This window comes from Paralcaligenes ginsengisoli, assembly GCF_054781135.1.
Window position 1 is genome coordinate 111,779 of the sequence record NZ_BAAGUZ010000009.1, and the last position, 19,454, is coordinate 131,232.

Sequence of the window (19,454 nt, forward strand, 5' to 3'; positions counted from 1 at the left end):
TTAACGAGTTACAATGATTCATCGCCTAAAGGAGACAAATACCATGAAAATATTCAAGCGCTGTGCGGCCTCTTGCGCACTGCTGGTCGGCGTGCTTGCCACGGGGGTAGCGGCGGCCGCTTACCCGGACAAGCCCGTTAATTTCGTGGTGGGTTTTGCGCCAGGCGGCACCAATGACATACTTGCGCGACTGCTGGCGTCCGAGCTGGAAAAACGCTTGGGTAAGCCTTTTATCGTGGAAAACAAGCCGGGGGCTAATTCCATGATTTCCGCAAATTATGTCAAGCATGCCAAGCCGGACGGCTACACCTTGCTGGTCATTTCCAGCGGAGGCCTGACTGTCAATCCGGCCGTATACGCCCCTAATCGCATTACCTATGATCCGGTAAAGGATTTTGAGCCTATCGCACTATTGGCGAGATTTCCTTTGGTCGTGACTACAGGGCCAAAGTTGAAAGACGTGAAGAACATAGCGGAATTGATCAAGCTGGCCAAGCAGCGCAAGGTACCCTTGACGCATGGCGTGGCAACTTCCAGTTTTCAGCTTGCGGCTGAAGTCCTGGCGACCGCCGCGGGCATCAGTTTCAATCAGATTCCCTATAAAGGCTCAGGCCCCGTGGTCGCTGATTTGATGGGCGGGCAAATAGATTTGGCGATTTTGGACAGTGCCGCTGTCATGTCGTCGGTGAGGGCAGGCCGTTTGCATGCCTTGGCCGTGACCAGCGCCAAGCGCTCCGAAGCGCTGCCTGATATTCCGACTGTGGCGGAATCAGGCCTTCCTGGTTTCGAAGTGTCGCTTTGGAGCGGCATGGTCGCTCCGGCAGGCACGCCTAAAGAGGTTGTGCAGACCCTGGACAAGGCTTTGGCCGAAATTCTTCAGCGTCCGGAAATAAAGAAAAGATATGCCCAACTTGGAATGGATGTCGGGGAGGCGAACAGCCAGTTGCTGGCCGATTCAATCAAAACAGATATAAAACGCTGGACTGCCGCGGCAAAAAAAGCGGGTATGCACTATGAATAATGCGCCCGGGCTTTAACGTTGCCGAGCAGACAGCCACGGCTATGAATAAACGATCAGGCAGCGGAGGCCTGTCGATTGAATTGCAGGTGCCTGATCAAAGCCTTTCGCGGCACCTGGCGATGCCCACTTTGCGCCAGTTACAGATATTTTCGTATGTGTATCGCCTGGGCAGCCTGACCCAGGCCGCCCAGGCGATGTGTCTGACGCAGTCCGCGGCGAGCGTGGCCTTGCAACAGATGGAAGAAACTCTGGGCGTTCGGCTGTTCGACCGTACGGGGCGCACGTTGCGCCCAACGACGCCGGCCCGCGAAGTTTTCGACATGACACAGCGCGTTCTGAGTGGCATGGAGTCCTTGGTCGACAATGCGCGAGGTTTGGCCGGCCGGCATCATGGCTCAGTTCGCTTCTCGGTGGCTACCTCCATTGCCGCCACAATTGCTCCCCTTGTCATCAGGCGCTTTCAAAACCGCTATCCCGGCATTCAGTTGATCATGCACGATGTGGGGCCCGATCAACTGATCCCGCCGGTATTGGACCAGCGCGTTGAATTCGGCATTGGCACTCCCGATGCGGACACCCGCGCAATCAAACTGACGCCTTTGCTGCGTGATCGCCTGGCCGCGATCGTTCTTGGCGGCACGCCGTTGGCATTGCGCACACGATTGACATGGCGCGATCTGGATCAAGTCCCGGTTATCACGGTGCGGCCTTCCAACGGCATCCGGTCGCTTATTGATAATGCCATGGTGAAAGCCGGAATCAACTTTGAGCCGGCCTGGGAAGTTTCCTACTTATCAACGGCTTTGGCGCTGACGGCTCAGGGCATAGGGGTGTCGGTGTTGCCAGGGTACCTGGTTGCCGCCTCGCAATATCCGGATTTGCTCACTCGAGTGCTGCATGAGCCGGAGGTGGAGCGGAATCTGTATTTGATTTCCAGGCAAGAACATACGCTATCGCCCGCAGCGATAGCGCTGGTTGAGATGTTTACCGAGGTGTTGCGCATGCCGGATTGACCGGCTTTGCTATGCAGCCGCGCCGCGAAGCACATCCATCAGATTTGATATGTCCGCAGGCAAAGCATCGCCGCGCCAGGCAATGTGTTGATCGGGCCGCAGCAGCAGCATTTTATGGTGATAGGCGGCGGGGATGGAATCATTTTTTTCCGCATCGAGCAGTGTCAGGGGCATGTGGTGAAGTTGCGCGGCCTGAACCAGTGGCGCCACCTCGCACAAAGGGTCGAATCGCAGCAGCGTATAGCCATTTCCCAGCTTGTCATACAGTGGTATGCCCTTGCCCAGTTCGAAGTAGGGCGCTCGGCATCCAGGGACTGTCGAGGCGGTAAAACCGCCCATGGAATAGGCTGGCGCAGTTTCATCGTCATAGGCAATCAATGGCGATCCGTCATAGAAGTAGCCGAAATTCAATCCGGCGCAACAGTATTGCTGGACATTCAATTCATAAGCCTGTTGCCCCAGTCGGGCTCGCAACTTGTCGCCTTCGATGCCTGGCTTTTCGATATCCGGCGACACGCCTTTTCGCTGTTGGGCCATGGCATGCGCATGATTCATGGCAAAGTACGATACTTGCTCGGTGATCGGCAGGCGTTCCGCCTCGTAGGCATCGAGGATGCCGGGGGATCCCCATCCTTGCAGCCGGGCGGCCAATAACCAGGCCAGGTTGGAGGCGTCTGCGATGCCGGCATTCATGCCGTATCCCGCATAGGGCACCCATAGATGAGCGGCGTCGCCGCAAATGAATACGCGGCGGTCCCGGAAATAGTCGGCCACCAGCCGGCGGCCATACCAGTCCTCTTTACTGATTATTTCGTAGTCGAAATCAGCATCGACCCCCAGGATCGCTCTAATGCTTTGGTCTCTGTCTACTGATTCGAAGTCCGGCTCAGCGTCGCGCAGGTAGTTGTGAATCAGCCATAGCTCGCGGCCGTCAATGGCATATACGTTTCCGCTTCGCCTTGGATTCAATGAAAATGTAGCCCAGGCTGGCGGATGCCGGAGTAGCTTCAACAGATGTGGTGCACGAATATAGCTCGACTGTACGCGCTGCACGATGGCATCGCCATTGAGCTTGGCGCCGATTTTTTTTCGGACGATTGATTTTCCTCCGTCGCAACCGATCAAATAATCGCAATCTATCTGCAGCGTCGAGCCGCCGTCTATATCGGTAGCCACTGCATGTACGCCATAGGCATCCTGCGTGAAGTCGCTTAGCGCTTTGCGATTCAGGATTCGGATTTCAGGTTGAGCCTCCGCATGCCTGAATAGAATGGGTTCCAGGTATATTTGATTGATTCGATGGGGAGGCTCGGCGGTTGGCCAGCCCGTGTCGGGCCCTTGTGTTGTCGTGTAGCGGTCGCGTCGGCAGGGGATTGGAATACGGGTGAGCTCTTGGCCTGTTGTGCTTGTGCGATAGGCAATATCGTGAGGATAGTTTTCAGGCAATCCTGCTTCACGCACTATCGCCGCCAGCCCCAAGCGGCGAAAGATTTCCATGGATCGAGCCGAGACATGATTGCATTTAACATTGGGGGGCTCGAGGCGCTCACGCGGTTCTATGACCAGGGCCGACACCCCTTGTGCCGCCAATTCCATCGCCAAGACCAGCCCAACGGGGCCTGCCCCCGCAATCAACACGCTTGTTTCAATGCTTTCAGTCATTTTTTCTCCCAACGAGTCCTATGGCCGCAACCATACTATGGGTGCTATTGCAGCACGGTACGATCGATAAATAAATCGGAATTAATTTATCGACCTATCGTTTTTTCTTAAGTATGGTGTTGGCCTGGAGGTTGTCGACTGAATTTCGGAAATACTTGAATGCGTCAATATTCGAGTCAAAAATTAGGTAAGGGTGGTCCCGTACCTATTTTGAACGGGCCGGCTTTTCGAGGCAGCCCAAAGCCTCCGACAGTTCGCGTCCGGCGGCCTGGAGCAGTGCTGCGATGTTGGCGATCTTTTCAGATTGCAGTCGCACGCTGGGGCCGAAAACGCCGAGTGATCCTGCGATTTGGTTCTCGCTGCTAAAAAAAGGGGTCGCGACGGCGACCGCGCCTTCGATGAGTTCATCTTGGCTGATGGCATAGCCGCGTTTGCGTGTGGCTTCCAGTTCCTGCGTGTAAGTTTTTAATGTAACGGGCAGGTCGGAAATGTATTCCCGCAGCAGTTCCTGGGATGGGGACAGATAGGCGAGGATGGCGCGGCCGCTCGCGCCGCGGACGATTTTTTCTTTGTAGCCTACGCCTCTTTTAAAACTTAGTGGATGCAGGCTTGGCAGTTCGGCAATACACATTCTGTATGCGCCTTGAGGAACGAACAGAGCCACAGTTTCGCCGGTCAGTTCCCAAATGTTTCGCATTATCGGTTGGGCAAGCGCGCTGATATCAAGACTGGAAGTCCATACATGGCTAAGATGGGCAACCGAAGGGCCAAGCCGAAATTTCTGAGGATCCCCGGCCGATGTCAGAAATCTGTTTTGCTCGAGCGTATAAAGCAAGCGGTACAGGGTCGGCCTGCTAAGGTCGACTCGCTTGAGAAGTTCGGCGACGCTTAGTTCGTAGTCAGCCGCGGTAAATGCCATAAGAATTTCGAGAGCTCGATCTACCGCTCGAACACCATCAGCCAATTTCTCGGGTTTTGCCATATTTCTCTTTATTGAGTGTGGCGATCGCGCCCGTAGGCCGATCGTGCGGGTACGCCCATCATTATTTGTTGCAGCGCTCTTCTCAAACATTATAGTCAGAGAGCGGCAAGCCTCTCGCCGCCGGCGCTCGCCTATCAATCGTCGTCTTGGCATGCGCTCCGGCAATTCTTGCCGGGACCGGTGTCCACCGGACTGAAAACAGTCAAACAAAACTCCCTGACACGCCAGAAAAAATTTGACTTTTATGGTGTTATCCGTACAATGATATTTGAGTCCATTGTATGGACTCAAATATTTAGCGTAATTTGTTCCGGAAGGCTTTATGAGCAAGGTCCCGATAACTCTTCTTTTTTCCGATGGCGCGTCGCGCCGCATAGAAGGTCAATGCGGAGAAAGCGTCGTACAGGCGGCGTCGAACGCCGGCCTCGGTTTGTTGACCGATTGCAGCAATGGACAATGCGGCACTTGTGCGGCCAATGTCGTATCGGGCTCCATTGAACTCGGGGAATACGACAGGGCGGTGTTGCCGGATAGCGATCGCCAGGACGGCGCGATTTTGTGTTGTATTTCGAGGATAGCCGAGCCCTGCGTTATTGAATTGCCGTATGAGCTTGCCGAGGCCACGGCCGAGGAACCGCCGCCGATCTCCGGCCGCATCGTGGAGTTGAGGCAAGTCGCTACCGAAACGATGCTGCTGGAGGTGGAAGTCGAGAACGAGGTGGATTTCCAGCCTGGGCAATATATGCGGATGCGGCCTGAAGGCGCGGAGGACTGGCGCTCCTATTCGATGGCATGCACCTCCGGGTCGCGTCGGCTGCAGTTTTATATCCGGATTGTGGAGGGCGGCAGCTTTTCGTCGTGGCTGACCCAGTCGGCGCATATCGGATCTGTGCTCGAGCTGTCCGAGCCGCACGGCAGCTTCTTCCTGCGCAAAGAAGCCAGGCCACGCCTCTTTATAGCAGGGGGAACCGGTCTGGCGCCGTTCCTTTCCATGTTGGAGTCGATTGCCCAGGACCCATCTGAAAAGGAAATTTCCACAACCCTGTTGGTTGGCGTGCGCAGCGGTACGCACTTGTTCGCGCTCGATCAGTTGGGGAAATTGCGCGACAAGTGGCCGGCGCTGCAGGTGAACTATGCCGCGGAATCCAATCCGGTTGACACCTGCCATACCGGATATGCCACGGATCTTATTACCGATCTTGGCTTGGATCCGTCTACCCGTGTCTATCTTTGCGGCCCTCCCGCAATGGTCGAGGCCGGCCGCAACGCCGTCGAAGCGGTTGGCCTGGCCCGCCGGGACATGCTTTGCGAACGCTTTACTTAAGATTCCGCGCATTCTTTGCCCATATCCATAACGTAGGTTCCTGTCATGAATACATCTGTTTATAGCCGTATGGTCGACCTCAAAAAAGGGATGATCAGCCGGGAAATCTTCTCCAGCAAAGAAATCTTTGAAGAGGAGCTGGAAAAGATTTTCACCCGTGCATGGCTGTTCGTGGGCCATGAAAGCCAAATTCCGAATCCCGGCGATTTCTTCACTTCCAGGATGGGAGCGGAGTCAGTCATCCTGGCGCGTGACAAAAGGAAGAAGGTCCATGTATTCCTCAATTCCTGTCGTCATCGCGGGATGAAGGTTTGCCAGTACGACCATGGCAATACCCAGTTGTTCACGTGCCCCTACCATAGCTGGAGCTACACCACCGAAGGCAAGCTCTTCGGCGTGCCTCAATACAAGGCCATTTACGAAGGGTGCCTGAATAAAGACGACTGGTCGCTGATCGAGGTGCCGAATATCGCCACCTACAAGGGAACCGTTTGGGCAAGCTGGGATAAGGACGCTCCGGATTTTCTGACGTATTTGGGCGAGGCTAAAACCCATCTCGATCTGGCACTCGATTGCCGTGATGGCAGGGAAGGCGGTTCCGAGGTGCTGGTGGGGGTGCACAAGTGGATTATTCCCTGCAACTGGAAGTTCGCGGCCGAGAACTTCCTGGGCGATACCTATCACAACGTCAGCCATCGGTCGGTGGATTTGATTGGTATCGGCCCGAGCGCCGAATTGGGTGTGAAAGGGCGCCGCGACAACGAGCTTGAATATGCCAAGCATCTCTGGGTCAATTTTCCCGCCGGCCATGGTGTGCATAGCGCCATTCTTCCCGAGGACATGCCGTTCGTGGACACGTTCCAGAACAATCCCGTAGTGGCGGAGTATTTCCGATATTGCCATGAAGAGCGCAGACGCCGGCTTGGGGCCGAGCGCAATCGGCTGGTTCCGTTTGTCGGCACCATCTATCCCAATGTCTCGTTTCATGGCAAGCAGCCGCGCAACTTGTGCATCTGGCATCCGCATGGGCCGGAAGCGACGGAAGCATGGCGTTTTTTCCTGGTCGATGCGGACGCGCCTCAAGAGGTAAAGGACTTCCTGCGCAGTTACTACATGCGGTATTCGGGTCCGGCGGGCATGACCGAGCAGGACGACATGGAGAACTGGAACTACGCCACGGCCGGCAGCCGCGGTGTCATTGCCAAGCGGTATCCCTATAACTACCAGCAGTCATTGGGCAAAGTCACGGCGGATGGGCCAGTCCCGGGCAATGTCAGCCTTCAGGTCAGCGAAGAGAATCCGCGCCAATACTACCGCCGTTGGCGTGACTACATGTCGGGCGCCGATTGGAACACCCTCTTGGGCAAGAACGACAAAGGCCCTGCGAGTTTTGCCGAATGAGCGCGCCCATTAACGGTCCTGTCTCCATCGTTACGGGGGGCACCTTCGGCCTGGGCCAAGCCATTACTTTGGCCTTGGCCCGGCGTGGGCACCGCGTGGTCGCTTTCGGGCTGGAGTCCCCTCAGGTTTCCAGTACGGCGCAGGGCTTCGACGGGCTTTACAAGGCCATCGCCTCGGCTTCGCTGGGCGGCCGGATAGAGCTGTTGGAGGCAAACGTTGCCGACGAGCAGGACGTGGCGCGTGTCATAGCCCATGCGCTCGACAAGTTCGGCCGCATCGATGGCTTGGTCAACAACGCCGCCATCGGGCCGCTCGGCACTGTGCTCACGACTGAGCCGGGCATGGTGGATCAAATATTGGCGGTGAATGTGAAGGGCGTCTATATGGCCAGTCGGGCAGTGATCCCCCACATGGCTCGGCAAGGAGGAGGGTCGATTGTGAATATTGGGTCAGGCGCCGGCCATGGCAAGCCGAACATGGCCATCTATGCGGCCAGCAAAGGGGCGGTATTGGCGCTTTCGTCGGCCATGGCATATGACCATTTTCATGAGCGCATACGCGTCAATGTGGCGATACCGGGTGGCGGCGGCATTATCTCCGGGATGAGTGTCGGCCGATTCGGCGGCGATGAATCCGTCTTTAAGAGCCGGCCCGCCGTCGGTACGTCGGCGGGGCGCCCGGCAACTGGCGATGACCTGGCCAATGCCGTGGCTTTCTTGCTTTCGAGTGAGGCCGAGGCGATCTCCGGAACGGTTATTGACGTCGGATGCTTTGCCCACCAAGGCGGTCCTGTCCCTGTCCGAATCTGATTAATCCAAGGATATTGCTATGACTGACACCGATCTGCAAGAAAAAGCCCAAGAGGTCCCGCCTATTACGCGGGACGCACGCTACTACGAATTGAAGCGAGAGATCGAAGAACATCTTTACGACGAGTGCGAGCTGCTGGATACCCGTCGCTTTTCAGAGTGGCTGGATACGCTGGCCGAAGATCTTGTCTACTTCATGCCGATGACTTTCAACGTGAAATCCGGTACGCACGATAGCAGCGAGCGTACAAGGGAAGAAAAAGACATGAGTTGGTTCAATGAAGGCAAATGGACCTTGACCAAGCGTGCCGAACAGATCATGACCGGCGTTCACTGGGCGGAAGAACCTCTGTCCAGATTGTGCCGCCTGGTGAGCAATGTTCAGCTCACGGCTATAGGCAAGAATGCCAATGGCGAGGACGAGGTCAGCGTCCGCAGTCGATTCCTTACCTATCAGAACCGGTGCGAGTACGAGCAGTATTTCTTTGCGGGTCAGCGCTATGACCGCCTGCGGCGCGTCGATGGAGCCTGGAAATTGACGCGCCGGGAGATCCATTTGCCGCAGAACGTGCTGCTGGCCAAGAATCTGACGATGTTTTTCTAGGAACCTCCATGTTGAACCTTATGCAATTGAAAGTAGGGCAAAAACTCCAGCTTCGCGATGGCAGGCTTGGGGAGATTATCGAGAACTTCGGCGATGGCATCTGGGTGCAGCTTCGGTTTGCCTCAGAAAATGGAGAGATGGATCCCGGGGACGACGGTGAGTTGATCCATTGCGAAGAAATCGCCGGCCTCGCCGAAAAGGAGTGACTCCGCATGGACGAGCGTTATCTAAGTGACTGTGCCGTGTGTCCATCTAACGGAGCCAGGTCGAGAGCAGTCGTTGGCACCTAGGCCACTCCATCAATCCATATTTAGGTTTGCCTAGGGGGTTTTACGTATATCAGTTCTTAATAAGGATGGCGGTCTTTCTTGGCCGTCCATGCCTCGTAGGCTTTCAGTCCAACGTCCCGTTCAAAGTTTGGAGTGACGGCGATGCGCCTTTCTTCCCATGGCTTGGCGAAGTCTTCGTACTGGAAGGCGTCGTCAAACCCTATCTTGCTGGTATCTTTCAAGCTGGCCGCAAAATAGACATGGTCGATGCGGGCCCAATAGATGGCGCTCATGCACATCGGGCAGGGTGCGCCGTTGATGTAGATCTCGCACCCTTTAAGCATGCGTGCACGCTCGGGCACGGGGTCGGGCGACCCGGCTTCGCGCGGGATCATTTCAAGAATGGTACCCGCGCCGTATTCGCTGCCAAGCAACGCTTTGGGGTTAAGCCTTGCCGACGCATCCATGATGGCCGTGATTTCGGCGTGAAATACAGGAATGCCGGTCAGCAGGACACGATTCTGGCCCCGTCCGATGATTTCCCCATCTTTCACAATGACCGCTCCAAATGGGCCGCCCCAACCCTTTTCGACAGATTCGATCGCCAGGCGCGTGGCCTCTTCCATAAACTTGCGCTTGCCTGGGTCTGTGATGACCTTGGCCGATGACTTGGATTGCGCCGCGCCGACCGGGTCGCTTGACACAACCGCCGCGGCGGCCAGCGTGCCGGCCAAAGTGCGCGTAAGGAATTTGCGCCGATCAACGTGCTGAGGGCAATTGCAGTCTGTTGGGAACATACGCTACCTTTATTGAAATTAGTTGTCGCAAAATACGACAAAGTATGTTAATGGAGACTCATTGACCAACAAACGGTGTTTACCCTTGTAAGGGATGGCCGCGTCCGATGATTTGTTCTTATGGCAATGGCCTTTCGGGGGCGGCCCCTGTTTTCACGGTTGGAATGGCGTGGTAAAAAAGACGAAGGGTGGCGAGGCCAAGGCCGCGCTACCTGGTCGCGCGGCCGCCTTGGCTATGCCTGCATCCGTTGGAGGGCGGCGGCTGCGGGTCGTAGGAGAACGCCCCACTTTTCTACTGGAGGGCTTGCACACCATGACTACCGGAACCGTTCATTTCCACCGCGTCTTGCGCGCGCCCCCCGAGCGCGTCTATCGCGCTTTCCTCGAACCCGATGCGGTAGCGAAATGGCTTCCGCCTTATGGGTTCACTTGCCAGGTCCACCACATGGATGTCCAAGTGGGTGGTACACACAAGATGTCTTTCCGCAACTTCAGCACAGGCAATAGCGACTCGTTCGGTGGCGAGTACCTCGAACTCGTGCCGTTCGAGAAGATCCGCTATTCGGACCGGTTCGACAATCCGAACCTGCCTGGCCAGATGACCGTCACCGTTTCGTTGCGGCAGGTGTCCTGCGGTACCGAGATCACCATCGAGCAGGAGGGCATACCCGAAGTCATTCCTGTCGAGATGTGCTATCTGGGCTGGCAGGAGTCGCTTGTTCAACTGGCAAGGTTGGTAGAACCCGAGATTCCTGACTGATCGCATCTGAGCGAGGTTTCCTTGCCGATCCGGTCAATAAGGCGAAATCCATGGTGCTGACTGAGGAAGGGTTGCGCGAATCGGAGCGTCTCTTCAAGCAATTTTTCGCGAATTCCGATAGCAAGAACAGATAGTTAAATAAATATCAGGCAGGCTGGCCTCGGAAACTTTGGTGATATCCCGTTGGTCAATGACGGGCCCCCTGAGATGCGTATCCGCTTCTCGCAGCGGCACTGCACCGGTGACGGTTCAGGCATGGTTCATGCGGCGGCGCATTTTCTGACCGTATCCCAGGTTCGCGTAGTCACCTCGGTTCCGAATGTTTTTTCGATCAGCCTCATGAACACCGGGCCTTTTTCGCCGGGCTCATAGGCGGTGAATATTTCGCGGTCGAGCATACACAGGATTTGAGCCCCATCGAGCTCAATCGGAAGCGCGAGCTTGCCAGTGTTGGGCTTGCGCAGGAAGCTAACGACGCGCTTTGCGTTTGGAGGAACTGTGAAAGCCGCATAGGGGTCGGATCCCAGCAAGCCGCGTAGTGACTCTACTGATCGCACGAACGTATGGAAAGTCCGGCCCATCGAATCCTGCATTGCGGATTCCGCTCTTCGTTCAAGCGACGTCCCCAGGCTGGAGCGCGCATCGAAAACCACGTTGCCACTGGATAGAACGGTTCTTACGTTGGTAAATCCGGCATCCTCAAAGCACTGTTGCAGCTCGGGCATCTTGGCATTCAAGGGGCTTACCCCACGAAGAAAAGCAACGTATCGAGGCATGGCGTGTTTGTTTAGATGGTGTGCGACACAGGGAGGTTCTGCTTGTGTTCCGGAACTTAGCATCTTTTTACTAGACGCGAAGCCGGCTTCAATTCCGACAGTTTAACTGTATGGAAATCGATGCCTGCCCCGTGTTCGACCATAAGCTTTTTCAGTCCAATTTTACGCCGGAGGTCTTGACTGCCTGCCCCCAACGAGTCAGTTCTTCCTTGATAAAGCGCTCGAAATCGGCACGGCTGTCGCCGATCATTGTCATGGAAAGCTTATTGAATTGTTGCTGTACCTCAGTTTTCTTGAGCGCCTTTATCGTTTCGGCATTCAGTTTGTCCAGGATAGGTGTTGGAGTCCCCCTGGGTGCAAATAGGCCTGACCACGCTGTGATATCGACGCCATGCACTCCCTGCTCGTCGAGTGTGGGCAGGTCCGGCGCAAAGGGCGAGCGATGGGCGGATAAGATGCCTAGGGGCCTGACTTGCCCGGTTTTTACAAAAGGCAGCACGGCCGGCAGCGTGTCGGTAATCATTGTGATGTTGCCGCCGATCAAATCCGTCATGCTCGCCGCCGAACCTTTGTAGGGAATGTGGGTAATCTGTATGCCGGCCACAGCCGCAAACAATGCCTGCAATAGATGGTTGCTGCTGCCTATCCCCGAGGATCCATATGTAACCATTTTCGGATGTTGCTTGGCATAGCTGATCAGTTCTGGGACGGTGTGGGCGGGAAATGACGGGTTCACCGCAATGATCATCGGCAGGGAGGCAATGTTCGTTATCGGGGCAAAGTCCTTCAATGTGTCGTATCTGGGGTGGGCGAAAAGCTGCGGGTTGATAAGCATGGCGCTCGAACCGCCGATCAGAAGTGTGTATCCGTCGGCGGGGGCCTTGGCGGCATATGCTGTACCGACCATGCTGCCGGCTCCGGGCCGATTCTCTACATAGAATGTTTGCCCCAATGCCGTGGTCAGGCGTTCCGCAAGCAGCCGGCCAATGATGTCCGCGCCGTTTCCGGGAGGAAATGGAACAATTATACGGACCGGTTTTGCCGGCCATGTTTGAGCATGTGCCATGGAGCAAAACAGTAGCGCTAGAGCCATCGCTACTGCCAGCATTGTCTTGGTTGCGGCTATCGTTTTCATGTCTCACCTCGCATCATTGAAAAAAACGGGGCATTACTATTCTGAGCCATTGGCTGGGTATGTGTCCCCTCAGGCCTTTTCCAGTCAGTTTTGCTTATGTATGCGCTCCAGGAAACCCCGTAGCGTTTTGGCGCATTCGGCGGCATGCGAGAAAGGCAAGCCGTGGCGCGCATGCGCGAAAATCTGGAGTGATGAATCAGGCAGCAATTTGTGCAGCTCGGTCATCACGTAGGCGGGAATGAACGGGCTCGAGTCGCCGTGCATAAGCAGGGCGGGGCACTGGATTGCACATAGTTCCGGCGTGAGGTCGGTACCCACCAGCACGGACAGCGCACCGAGGATGGAATCGCGAGGCCACGCTTGCTGGCTTTGCGCAAACCATGACCGTTCGTCGGCAGCGAGTGCTCCCTCGAAGAATCGATCGAGCATGAATTGGTTCGACCAGGCCTCGATGCCGTGCTGGTCGATCCGCTCCCTCCATTCGTCGGTGCGCTGAATGGTGGCGCCGATGTGCGCGCCATTGCTTACGGTGATCGATTTGATCCTGGCAGGCTCCGAGAGTGCGCATTTAAGGGCGATGGTACCGCCGATAGACTCGCCCACGAGATGGAAGCGCTCGGCCTCGACTGCGTCAGCTATCGCAAAAACGTCGCGTTCAAAACGTTCGAGCGACCAATGAAAATCCGCAGGAGGTATGTGGGAATTTCCATAGCCCCGCATGTCGAATACGACGATTTCATATTTGTCGGCGAGCCATGGCAGCCATTTTTTCCAGATTCCCGCGGCGGCGCCGATGCCATGATGGAAGATGATGGTTTCCCGCCTGGGATGCCAGGGTGCGGTGATGTTCACTACGTTGTAGTGCAGTTGGCCCGTGGTGGTGTTGGCATATGGCATTTTGGTTTTCCCGATAGAGGCAGAGGCTGTTGTATCCTTGAAATATCAAACGGTAATGTCTAGCAGTTCCGCTGCATTGGCATACATTACGCGGTCTATCACTGATTCCTTCACGCCCAGGGCAAGGAAACTGTCGATGGAGCCTTGCAGGGGCATTACCGGGTAAGCCGTTCCGAACAAGAACCGGTCGCTCATGAATCCATTGGCCGCTTCAATGTATTCTCGCGCTCCGGGCATCCCGTTGTACAGGTACATGTCCGGGGAAAGGTAGATGTTGGGCCGGCGATAGCAGACATGAATGATCTGTGCGGCCCACGGCCAGTTGCCATGCCCGGAGATGAGCCTTAATGTTGGGAAATCGCGTGCTACGCGGTCTATATGTTCAGGCGCGGTATAGGTGCAGTCCGGGCCGGCATTGCCGCCTGCCATGAGAAGGACCGGAAGTTTTCTTTCCTCGCAAAAAGCGTAGACGGGGTAGATGCGCGCGTCGTCTATATGCATGGGGTTGGGCAGTAGGCCCGGCTCGATGACTACACCTTTCATGCCTTTTTTCAGCATGGATTCGATCACGCCGATTGCCTGTTTCCAGACGGTCGGATCGATGGATGTAAAGCCTAGGAAGCGGTCTGGATAGCGGCCAACGACATCGGCTACGTCTTCGTTTTTTACTGTTCCCAGAACGGTGGACATGCGTCCCGGCACCACGGCCTTTTCAATCCGCGCTTCGTCCATTTCGCTCAGTAGCTTTTCCATGGACTTGGCGAGCGCCGACGGTGCCAGTTGCAGCCCAAGTTTCCGAGCCATGGCGGCGCTTCTGTCGATATCCGCATACATGACCATGTCTAGAAAGCCGCCGAAGGGGGGGCGCAAACGAAAATCGATGACTCGCATGGTTTTCTTCCTCAATAACCGGATTTGTGAGATAAAAATCGGCCCGTGATCGGATTGGAAACGGTAGGATAATCTTTTTATGTCAGCTAGCTGACATTTGGCGAACTATAGGCCCCGATTCGACAACTGTCAATACGTATGCAGAGGCGCCGCGCCCGGAGATGATGATTGGTAAACAGGTACCCCAGCAGGTATCATCCTGTCTTTGGAAGACCATGGCATTGCCGCTGCATCAAAATGCCTCAATGGCGGTGCCAGTACAGGAAAGGAAATGGACCAACCTCTAAATCAGACAGAAGACTGGATCACGGAGTTGGCCAATCGGCCCGGACACCTGATCCGTCGTTGCTACCAGATTCTGATGGCGCTCTACACGTCCGAGACCAAGGATATTGGCGTTACTCCGCTGCAGTATGCGGTGTTGCGCACCGTTAAGCATCAGCCCAGGCGATCCAAGCGGGGTTTAGGGGAAATTGCGGGATTGGACCGCACCACGATCGGTTGGATTATTTCAAGCCTTGAAAAAAAGGAGTTGCTTGCGCCCACCGTCGAATCGGCCCATCGGCGAGTCAAGCATTTTGAGCTCACCCGTACCGGCGAACGCACCCTGGATGTCCTGGATCCGCGGCTCAATGCAATGCAGGATCGTATTCTTGAGCCACTTCATCCATCTGAAAGAATGGCTTTTATCCGTTCGATGCAGAAAATTGTAGCGGCTTACAATGAATGCAGCCGCGCTCCGTTGCGGCATGAATCGGAAGAGTGAACGCCGCGTTTTCCTAAAGCAGGCAAACTTAGCGCGCCGTGCAGGCAGGCGGCGTAGCTGGCCGCGAATAGTTGCCCTGGATTGATACCGCGGCCTGGCCTGCCGAGCTCCTTCGGCAGTCGCAGACAGACTGTGAGATTGCCGTCATGGATGGCTTGCATTCCAGGTCGAGCGCTCGCGTATGTTCAGTCATATAGTCGATGAATGCGCGGATTCTGGCGGGAAGATGCTTGCGGCTGGGATAGCATAGGTAGTGGCCGCCGTCGTCTGGGGCGTACTGTGCCAGGCAGGATACCAATTGCCCGTTCCGAAGCAGATCGCAAACCTGATACGCGGGCAATTGCGCTATGCCCCGCCCATCGAGCACCGCCTGCAGAATCAGGTCAATGTCGTTGAATGTGTGTTGCGCAGGCGGCCGGCGCTTGTGGGCAAGGCCATCGACCTTGAACTCCCATTCCCGGACGCGGCCCGAGGTTTCCCGGAAGTTGATGCAACGATGCGCGGCCAGTTCGTCGATATGGCGCGGCAAGCCATAAGCCTGTGCATACGCGGGCGATGCGTATACCGTCGTTTGCATCGGTATCAGTTGTCGCGCCACGATCTCGCTGTCTTCCATGAGTCCGTCGCGAAATGATACGTCTATGCGGTCTACGGTGAAGTCGGCCGGATGGTCGTTCAGCAGCAGTTCCAATGTAATCTCGGGGTATTGAGCGTGAAAGCCGCGCAGCAGCGGCGCGACGATCTTGCGCCCGAAGCCGGGTGTCGAATGGATGCGCAGATGGCCTCGCGGCGGCCCCTTGCGCAGTTCGCGCATATCTTCCAGGGCCTGGACGATGCGCGCCACGCCGGGCTGGCAGTTCTCGTAGAATAGTTCGCCCTCGCGGGTCAGAGATGTGTTTCGCGTCGTGCGATGAAAAAGGCGCGCGTCGAGCTGCGCCTCGAGCTTTTGTACGTTACGGCTGACCGCCGAGCGGCCGATGCCCAGGCGATCGCTCGCTCGGGAAAAGCTGCCCTCGTTGGCGACGGCCAAAAAAGCAACAACACCGGCGTAACTGGTGGCAAAACTGCTTGCAAACGGATCAGCGGGGCTAGCGGCAGGTTGGCGTGGGTGCGGTATGAAAGTGCGAGTCGTGGTGTCCATACACGACTAGACGTATGAGCGCGGCCATTTGTGACATTGCCCGCCGCTCAGGCAAGGTTCGCCTTGTCCAGGCCGTAGGCCTTGTCGGCCGAACCCGGTTCGGTCTTGAATGCGATATTCACACGATTCCATCCGTTGATGGCCATCAACGCGAAGGTCAGATCCGATAGTTCCTTCTCGGAAAAATGAGCCCGCACCTGTTCGTAGATATCGTCGGGCACGCCGTGTTCAGGCAATTTCGTCAGCGCTTCCGTCCACGCGAGCGCAGCGCGTTCGCGTGGGTCAAACAGCGCGGATTCACGCCAGATCGCCAGATGGTGGAGACGCAGCTCCCGCTCGCCGTGGATGCGCGCCTCCTTGACGTGCATGTCCAGGCAAAGCCCGCAGCCATTGATCTGCGACGCGCGGGTCGAAACAAGATTGCCGATTGATGCATCGATTGTGCTGTCCTTCAGAAGATTACTGAATTCAAGGAACTTCTTGAACAACTCCGGCGATTGCTGAATGTAGTTGATGCGTTGCGTCATAATTTCTCCAAGCGACAATGAGAAAAAACACCCTGTGATTGTCAGGTGTCGATAGCGGCAACAGGCCGCGGGAACTCATATTAGTCTTGAGGGGCGCGCAGCGGTAGACATTCAGACGGGCTCACTGTGTTGCCCCTCGGGCACCAAACGGCGTCATGATGAGCATGCGCACTGGAGGTGCCTGGGCGCTTAACGGTTGTCGTATGCCGCGGCGATGCGCGCCAGCTTGTCGGGATTGCGTTGAGCGTAGATACGGGTGATGCGCTTGCCGTCCGATTCGAATATTTGCGCTGCTTCGAGCTTGCCCTGGACAAAGGGCAACAAGGCCCATTGGCCATTGAGCATGGCAAATTCAATATGAAGGTCACTCTTATAGCGCAGCGATACGGCAAAAAAGAGCTGCGCAATACGCCGGCCTCCCACCATAGGCTTTGGAAAACTGATCACCTGGCCGCCGCCATCGCCCATCAGTACGGCATCTTCGGCAAGCAATGCGTTGATTGCGGCCAGGTCGCCGCTCTTGAGCGCCTGCACGAAGGTTTGCAGCAGGCCAAGATGAATCTCGCGCGGCACGGCGGGCCGAGGGCGTTCGTCGCGTAACTGTACTTTTGCGCGGCTCACCAATTGACGGCACGCCGCTTGCGTCTTGCCGATGGCTTCGGCGATTTGCGGGTAGTCCGCGTCAAAGACTTCATGCAGAAGAAAGGCTGCGCGCGCCTCGGGGGTCAGCCGTTCGAGCAGCACCAGAAAAGCCAGGGACACATCGTCGGCGCGCTCTTTGATCTCTTCGGGCGTGGCCGGTGAGACGGTCATCTGAGGTTCGGGTAGCCATATGCCCGTATAGTGTTCGCGCTGAATCTTTGCCGCGCGCAGCCGGTCGATGGATAGCCTTGTCGTGACTGCAACAAGCCACGCTTCCGCGTTATTGATGTCTTGTCGGGCAGCTGCATGCCAGCGCAGCCAGGCATCTTGAACGATATCTTCGGCTTCGGCAAGCGATCCCAGCATCCGGTACGCAATTTGCTGCAATCGCGGGCGAAGCCGGTTAAAAACATTGGCGTTGTCGTCCATGAACAGATTTCCTCGTGTACTAAATCATGCAAGCACCGCATGAACAGCTAAGTGCTTGCCACCAGCAGTTCCTCCGCGTTGTTTGGCGGGTGCAGGCCATCTGTCCTGCCCAGGAAGTAGCGCTGGGTAAGATCGGCCGCCGAGACGTGCCGCGCTTCTCTAAAGCCTGCTGCGTGGGCCAGCGCCAGGATCTCCGGCGGGGTAAAAAAGCTGAGAAAAGGCGTTCCGCTTGCCCGCGCTCCTTTCTCCGCCATCTCCAGCCCTGGACGCACCTCGGGGTCCGCCATGTCAAGCGGGAGCAGGAATGTCATGGCGAGCGTCGAGCCGGGGGCAAAGGCCGCGACTTGGCGCAGCGTGGCCGTGTTCGCCTCCTTGGTGAGATACATGCTGACTCCGGTGGAGACCACGATTGCGGGCTTGCTGTCGTCGAAGCCGGCAGTCACGAGCCCGTCTCGCCAGGCCTCTCCGGCCTCGAAATCGACGGGCACGAAGTGCAGCCCGTCCGGGATGCCGAAGCCGAGCTCGATCAGGCGCCGACGCTTCCATGCCTGGGGGCCGGGCTGGTCAATCTCGAATATCCTGAGGCGGGATGCGACTTCAGATCGGCGCTGTGCGAAGCTGTCAAGGCCGGCGCCAAGGATGACATATTGGCCAAGCCCGCGGCCTGCCTGTTCCTCGACCAGGTCTTCAATGAAGCGGGCACGAGCCACGATCGAGGCGCGGAAGGGCCGCGTGAATTGCGGGTCCATGTCCCCGCGATGGCGCCAATCCGGGTCCGGGGCCAGCAGTTCAAGGCCGATTTTGTCATCCAGCACAGGCGGTGGGGAGTCGGCCTCGACATGCAGGGCGCGCCACAAGGCGACTCGCGCCGCCGTGCTGTCTGGCGCGGCATCTTGCTTGTTGTGCATGGTTTTCAATCCTGCTTGTTTATTTATCCAGCCGATACACCACTGTGCGCATATGGGTCAGACCGCGCGCGGCGAATTTGGGCTCTTTGTCCAGGACGTCGCGCTGGTCGATGGCCTGGATTCGCCATGTTCCGGCATACAGGCTCTGGACTTCGGCGTCGAGTACGGCAAAAGGCGGGCCATCCATCTGCTGCTGGGGGTAATCCAGTGTGATGAGCAACCCGCGGCATTGGGGGGGAAGCTGCCCGTAGACATGCTGGACATAGCGCTGGCGCATGGCGGGGGGCAAGGCGATCAGGGCGGCGCGGTCGTAAACGCCGTCGCACTCTGCCAGGGTGGCCGCGTCCAGTGAAAAGATATCGCCGCAAATGACTTCGATATTGCCGGCGATAAAGTGGCGCCCCAGGAGCGTATCGTGGCTGTCGGGGTGCAGCTTGTTTTCCGCGAAGAACTGCTCGACGGCCAGCGGCGAAAGCTCGATCGCCAGCACGCGATGGCCTTGTTCGGCCAACCAGAGGATGTCCAGCGATTTTCCCGAAAGCGGCACGAGTACGCGGCTGCCTGCGGGCAGCGCCAGGCTCGGCCAGTATTTTTGCAACAATGGCATGACCCGGCTCTGGTGAAAGCCCGTTTGCCCTTCGCGCCACCGTTGTAGCCAGAAATCAGTTTTCATGTGTTCTCCTTCTCCTATTGCGCGCAT

General features: G+C 56.7%; 21 protein-coding genes and 1 pseudogene. 10 read left to right on the top strand and 12 right to left on the bottom strand.

The genetic code is table 11. The features are described from left to right. The first annotated feature begins 43 nt into the window (after positions 1–43). Together ACYVIS_RS06565 and ACYVIS_RS06570 are read left to right on the top strand one after the other, a co-directional pair. The gene (locus ACYVIS_RS06565; protein ID WP_460873543.1) at positions 44–1,021 is read left to right on the top strand and encodes a Bug family tripartite tricarboxylate transporter substrate binding protein; all 978 of its coding nucleotides are present in this window, start codon (positions 44–46) and stop codon (positions 1,019–1,021) included. A gap of 41 nt (positions 1,022–1,062) precedes the next feature. Further along, complete coding sequence (locus tag ACYVIS_RS06570; RefSeq protein WP_460873544.1) at positions 1,063–2,034, top strand: LysR family transcriptional regulator; 972 nt, start codon at positions 1,063–1,065, stop codon at positions 2,032–2,034. Positions 2,035–2,043: 9 nt separating this feature from the next. Here ACYVIS_RS06570 and ACYVIS_RS06575 read toward each other — a convergent pair whose 3' ends face one another. Beyond that, positions 2,044–3,696: an FAD-dependent oxidoreductase gene (locus ACYVIS_RS06575; RefSeq protein WP_460873545.1), complete on the bottom strand. Its 1,653-nt coding sequence runs from the start codon at positions 3,694–3,696 to the stop codon at positions 2,044–2,046. Between the two features lie 205 nt (positions 3,697–3,901). After that, positions 3,902–4,678 carry an IclR family transcriptional regulator gene (locus ACYVIS_RS06580; RefSeq protein ID WP_460873546.1) on the bottom strand — a complete coding sequence of 259 codons (777 nt, stop codon included), beginning with the start codon at positions 4,676–4,678 and terminating at the stop codon, positions 3,902–3,904. 322 nt (positions 4,679–5,000) lie between these two features. Here ACYVIS_RS06580 and ACYVIS_RS06585 point away from each other — a divergent pair, with 322 nt between their 5' ends. From ACYVIS_RS06585 to ACYVIS_RS06605, 5 genes are read left to right on the top strand one after another with little or no spacing between them, the layout of a single operon-like run. Further along, entirely contained in the window at positions 5,001–6,002 is a 1,002-nt protein-coding gene (locus ACYVIS_RS06585) for a 2Fe-2S iron-sulfur cluster-binding protein (protein WP_232741052.1), read from the top strand. A 45-nt stretch (positions 6,003–6,047) separates the two neighbouring features. Continuing rightward, a complete protein-coding gene (locus tag ACYVIS_RS06590; RefSeq protein WP_232741051.1) occupies positions 6,048–7,403 on the top strand; it encodes an aromatic ring-hydroxylating oxygenase subunit alpha in 1,356 nt (451 codons plus the stop codon). After that, on the top strand, positions 7,400–8,212 hold the full coding sequence (locus ACYVIS_RS06595) for an SDR family NAD(P)-dependent oxidoreductase (RefSeq protein ID WP_232741050.1): 813 nt from the start codon (positions 7,400–7,402) through the stop codon (positions 8,210–8,212). Before ACYVIS_RS06590 ends, ACYVIS_RS06595 begins: the two co-directional genes overlap by 4 nt. 19 nt (positions 8,213–8,231) lie before the next feature. After that, positions 8,232–8,816 (top strand): 3-phenylpropionate/cinnamic acid dioxygenase subunit beta, encoded by a 585-nt coding sequence (locus tag ACYVIS_RS06600; RefSeq protein ID WP_232741049.1) that lies wholly within the window; start codon positions 8,232–8,234, stop codon positions 8,814–8,816. 8 nt (positions 8,817–8,824) lie between these two features. Further along, positions 8,825–9,022 carry a hypothetical protein gene (locus tag ACYVIS_RS06605; RefSeq protein WP_232741048.1) on the top strand — a complete coding sequence of 66 codons (198 nt, stop codon included), beginning with the start codon at positions 8,825–8,827 and terminating at the stop codon, positions 9,020–9,022. Between the two features lie 140 nt (positions 9,023–9,162). On the opposite strand, the gene ACYVIS_RS06610 is transcribed toward ACYVIS_RS06605, so the two are convergent. Beyond that, positions 9,163–9,882 (bottom strand): nucleoside deaminase, encoded by a 720-nt coding sequence (locus tag ACYVIS_RS06610; protein ID WP_232741047.1) that lies wholly within the window; start codon positions 9,880–9,882, stop codon positions 9,163–9,165. Between the two features lie 313 nt (positions 9,883–10,195). Between ACYVIS_RS06610 and ACYVIS_RS06615 the strand changes: the two genes are divergently transcribed. Both ACYVIS_RS06615 and ACYVIS_RS06620 read left to right on the top strand, forming a co-directional pair. Further along, positions 10,196–10,642 carry an SRPBCC family protein gene (locus ACYVIS_RS06615; protein WP_232741046.1) on the top strand — a complete coding sequence of 149 codons (447 nt, stop codon included), beginning with the start codon at positions 10,196–10,198 and terminating at the stop codon, positions 10,640–10,642. Positions 10,643–10,650: 8 nt separating this feature from the next. Next, positions 10,651–10,776 (top strand): annotated as a pseudogene (locus tag ACYVIS_RS06620) (DUF6429 family protein); the annotation flags it as partial. 126 nt (positions 10,777–10,902) lie between these two features. Here ACYVIS_RS06620 and ACYVIS_RS06625 read toward each other — a convergent pair. The 4 genes from ACYVIS_RS06625 to ACYVIS_RS06640 all read right to left on the bottom strand — a co-directional run bounded on the left by ACYVIS_RS06625 (position 10,903) and on the right by ACYVIS_RS06640 (position 14,341). After that, positions 10,903–11,418, bottom strand: a complete 516-nt coding sequence (locus tag ACYVIS_RS06625; protein ID WP_460873547.1) for a DUF1697 domain-containing protein — start codon at positions 11,416–11,418, stop codon at positions 10,903–10,905. 151 nt (positions 11,419–11,569) lie between these two features. After that, positions 11,570–12,553, bottom strand: coding sequence for a Bug family tripartite tricarboxylate transporter substrate binding protein (locus ACYVIS_RS06630; RefSeq protein WP_460873548.1), 984 nt, complete (start codon positions 12,551–12,553; stop codon positions 11,570–11,572). Positions 12,554–12,637: 84 nt separating this feature from the next. Beyond that, the gene (locus ACYVIS_RS06635) at positions 12,638–13,450 is read right to left on the bottom strand and encodes an alpha/beta fold hydrolase (protein WP_460873549.1); all 813 of its coding nucleotides are present in this window, start codon (positions 13,448–13,450) and stop codon (positions 12,638–12,640) included. 45 nt (positions 13,451–13,495) lie between these two features. After that, the gene (locus ACYVIS_RS06640) at positions 13,496–14,341 is read right to left on the bottom strand and encodes an amidohydrolase family protein (protein ID WP_460873550.1); all 846 of its coding nucleotides are present in this window, start codon (positions 14,339–14,341) and stop codon (positions 13,496–13,498) included. Positions 14,342–14,546: 205 nt separating this feature from the next. Between ACYVIS_RS06640 and ACYVIS_RS06645 the strand changes: the two genes are divergently transcribed. Beyond that, on the top strand, positions 14,547–15,107 hold the full coding sequence (locus ACYVIS_RS06645) for a MarR family winged helix-turn-helix transcriptional regulator (protein WP_460873551.1): 561 nt from the start codon (positions 14,547–14,549) through the stop codon (positions 15,105–15,107). Positions 15,108–15,135: 28 nt separating this feature from the next. On the opposite strand, the gene ACYVIS_RS06650 is transcribed toward ACYVIS_RS06645, so the two are convergent. The 5 genes from ACYVIS_RS06650 to ACYVIS_RS06670 all read right to left on the bottom strand — a co-directional run bounded on the left by ACYVIS_RS06650 (position 15,136) and on the right by ACYVIS_RS06670 (position 19,427). Then, a complete protein-coding gene (locus tag ACYVIS_RS06650; protein WP_460873552.1) occupies positions 15,136–16,248 on the bottom strand; it encodes a LysR family transcriptional regulator in 1,113 nt (370 codons plus the stop codon). A gap of 47 nt (positions 16,249–16,295) precedes the next feature. After that, positions 16,296–16,775, bottom strand: a complete 480-nt coding sequence (locus ACYVIS_RS06655) for a carboxymuconolactone decarboxylase family protein (RefSeq protein ID WP_232741042.1) — start codon at positions 16,773–16,775, stop codon at positions 16,296–16,298. A gap of 189 nt (positions 16,776–16,964) precedes the next feature. Next, positions 16,965–17,846, bottom strand: coding sequence for an RNA polymerase sigma-70 factor (locus ACYVIS_RS06660; RefSeq protein ID WP_460873553.1), 882 nt, complete (start codon positions 17,844–17,846; stop codon positions 16,965–16,967). 47 nt (positions 17,847–17,893) lie between these two features. Continuing rightward, positions 17,894–18,754 (bottom strand): class I SAM-dependent methyltransferase, encoded by an 861-nt coding sequence (locus ACYVIS_RS06665; RefSeq protein WP_460873554.1) that lies wholly within the window; start codon positions 18,752–18,754, stop codon positions 17,894–17,896. Positions 18,755–18,773: 19 nt separating this feature from the next. After that, positions 18,774–19,427 carry a thiopurine S-methyltransferase gene (locus ACYVIS_RS06670; protein ID WP_460873555.1) on the bottom strand — a complete coding sequence of 218 codons (654 nt, stop codon included), beginning with the start codon at positions 19,425–19,427 and terminating at the stop codon, positions 18,774–18,776. Between the last annotated feature and the right edge of the window lie 27 nt (positions 19,428–19,454).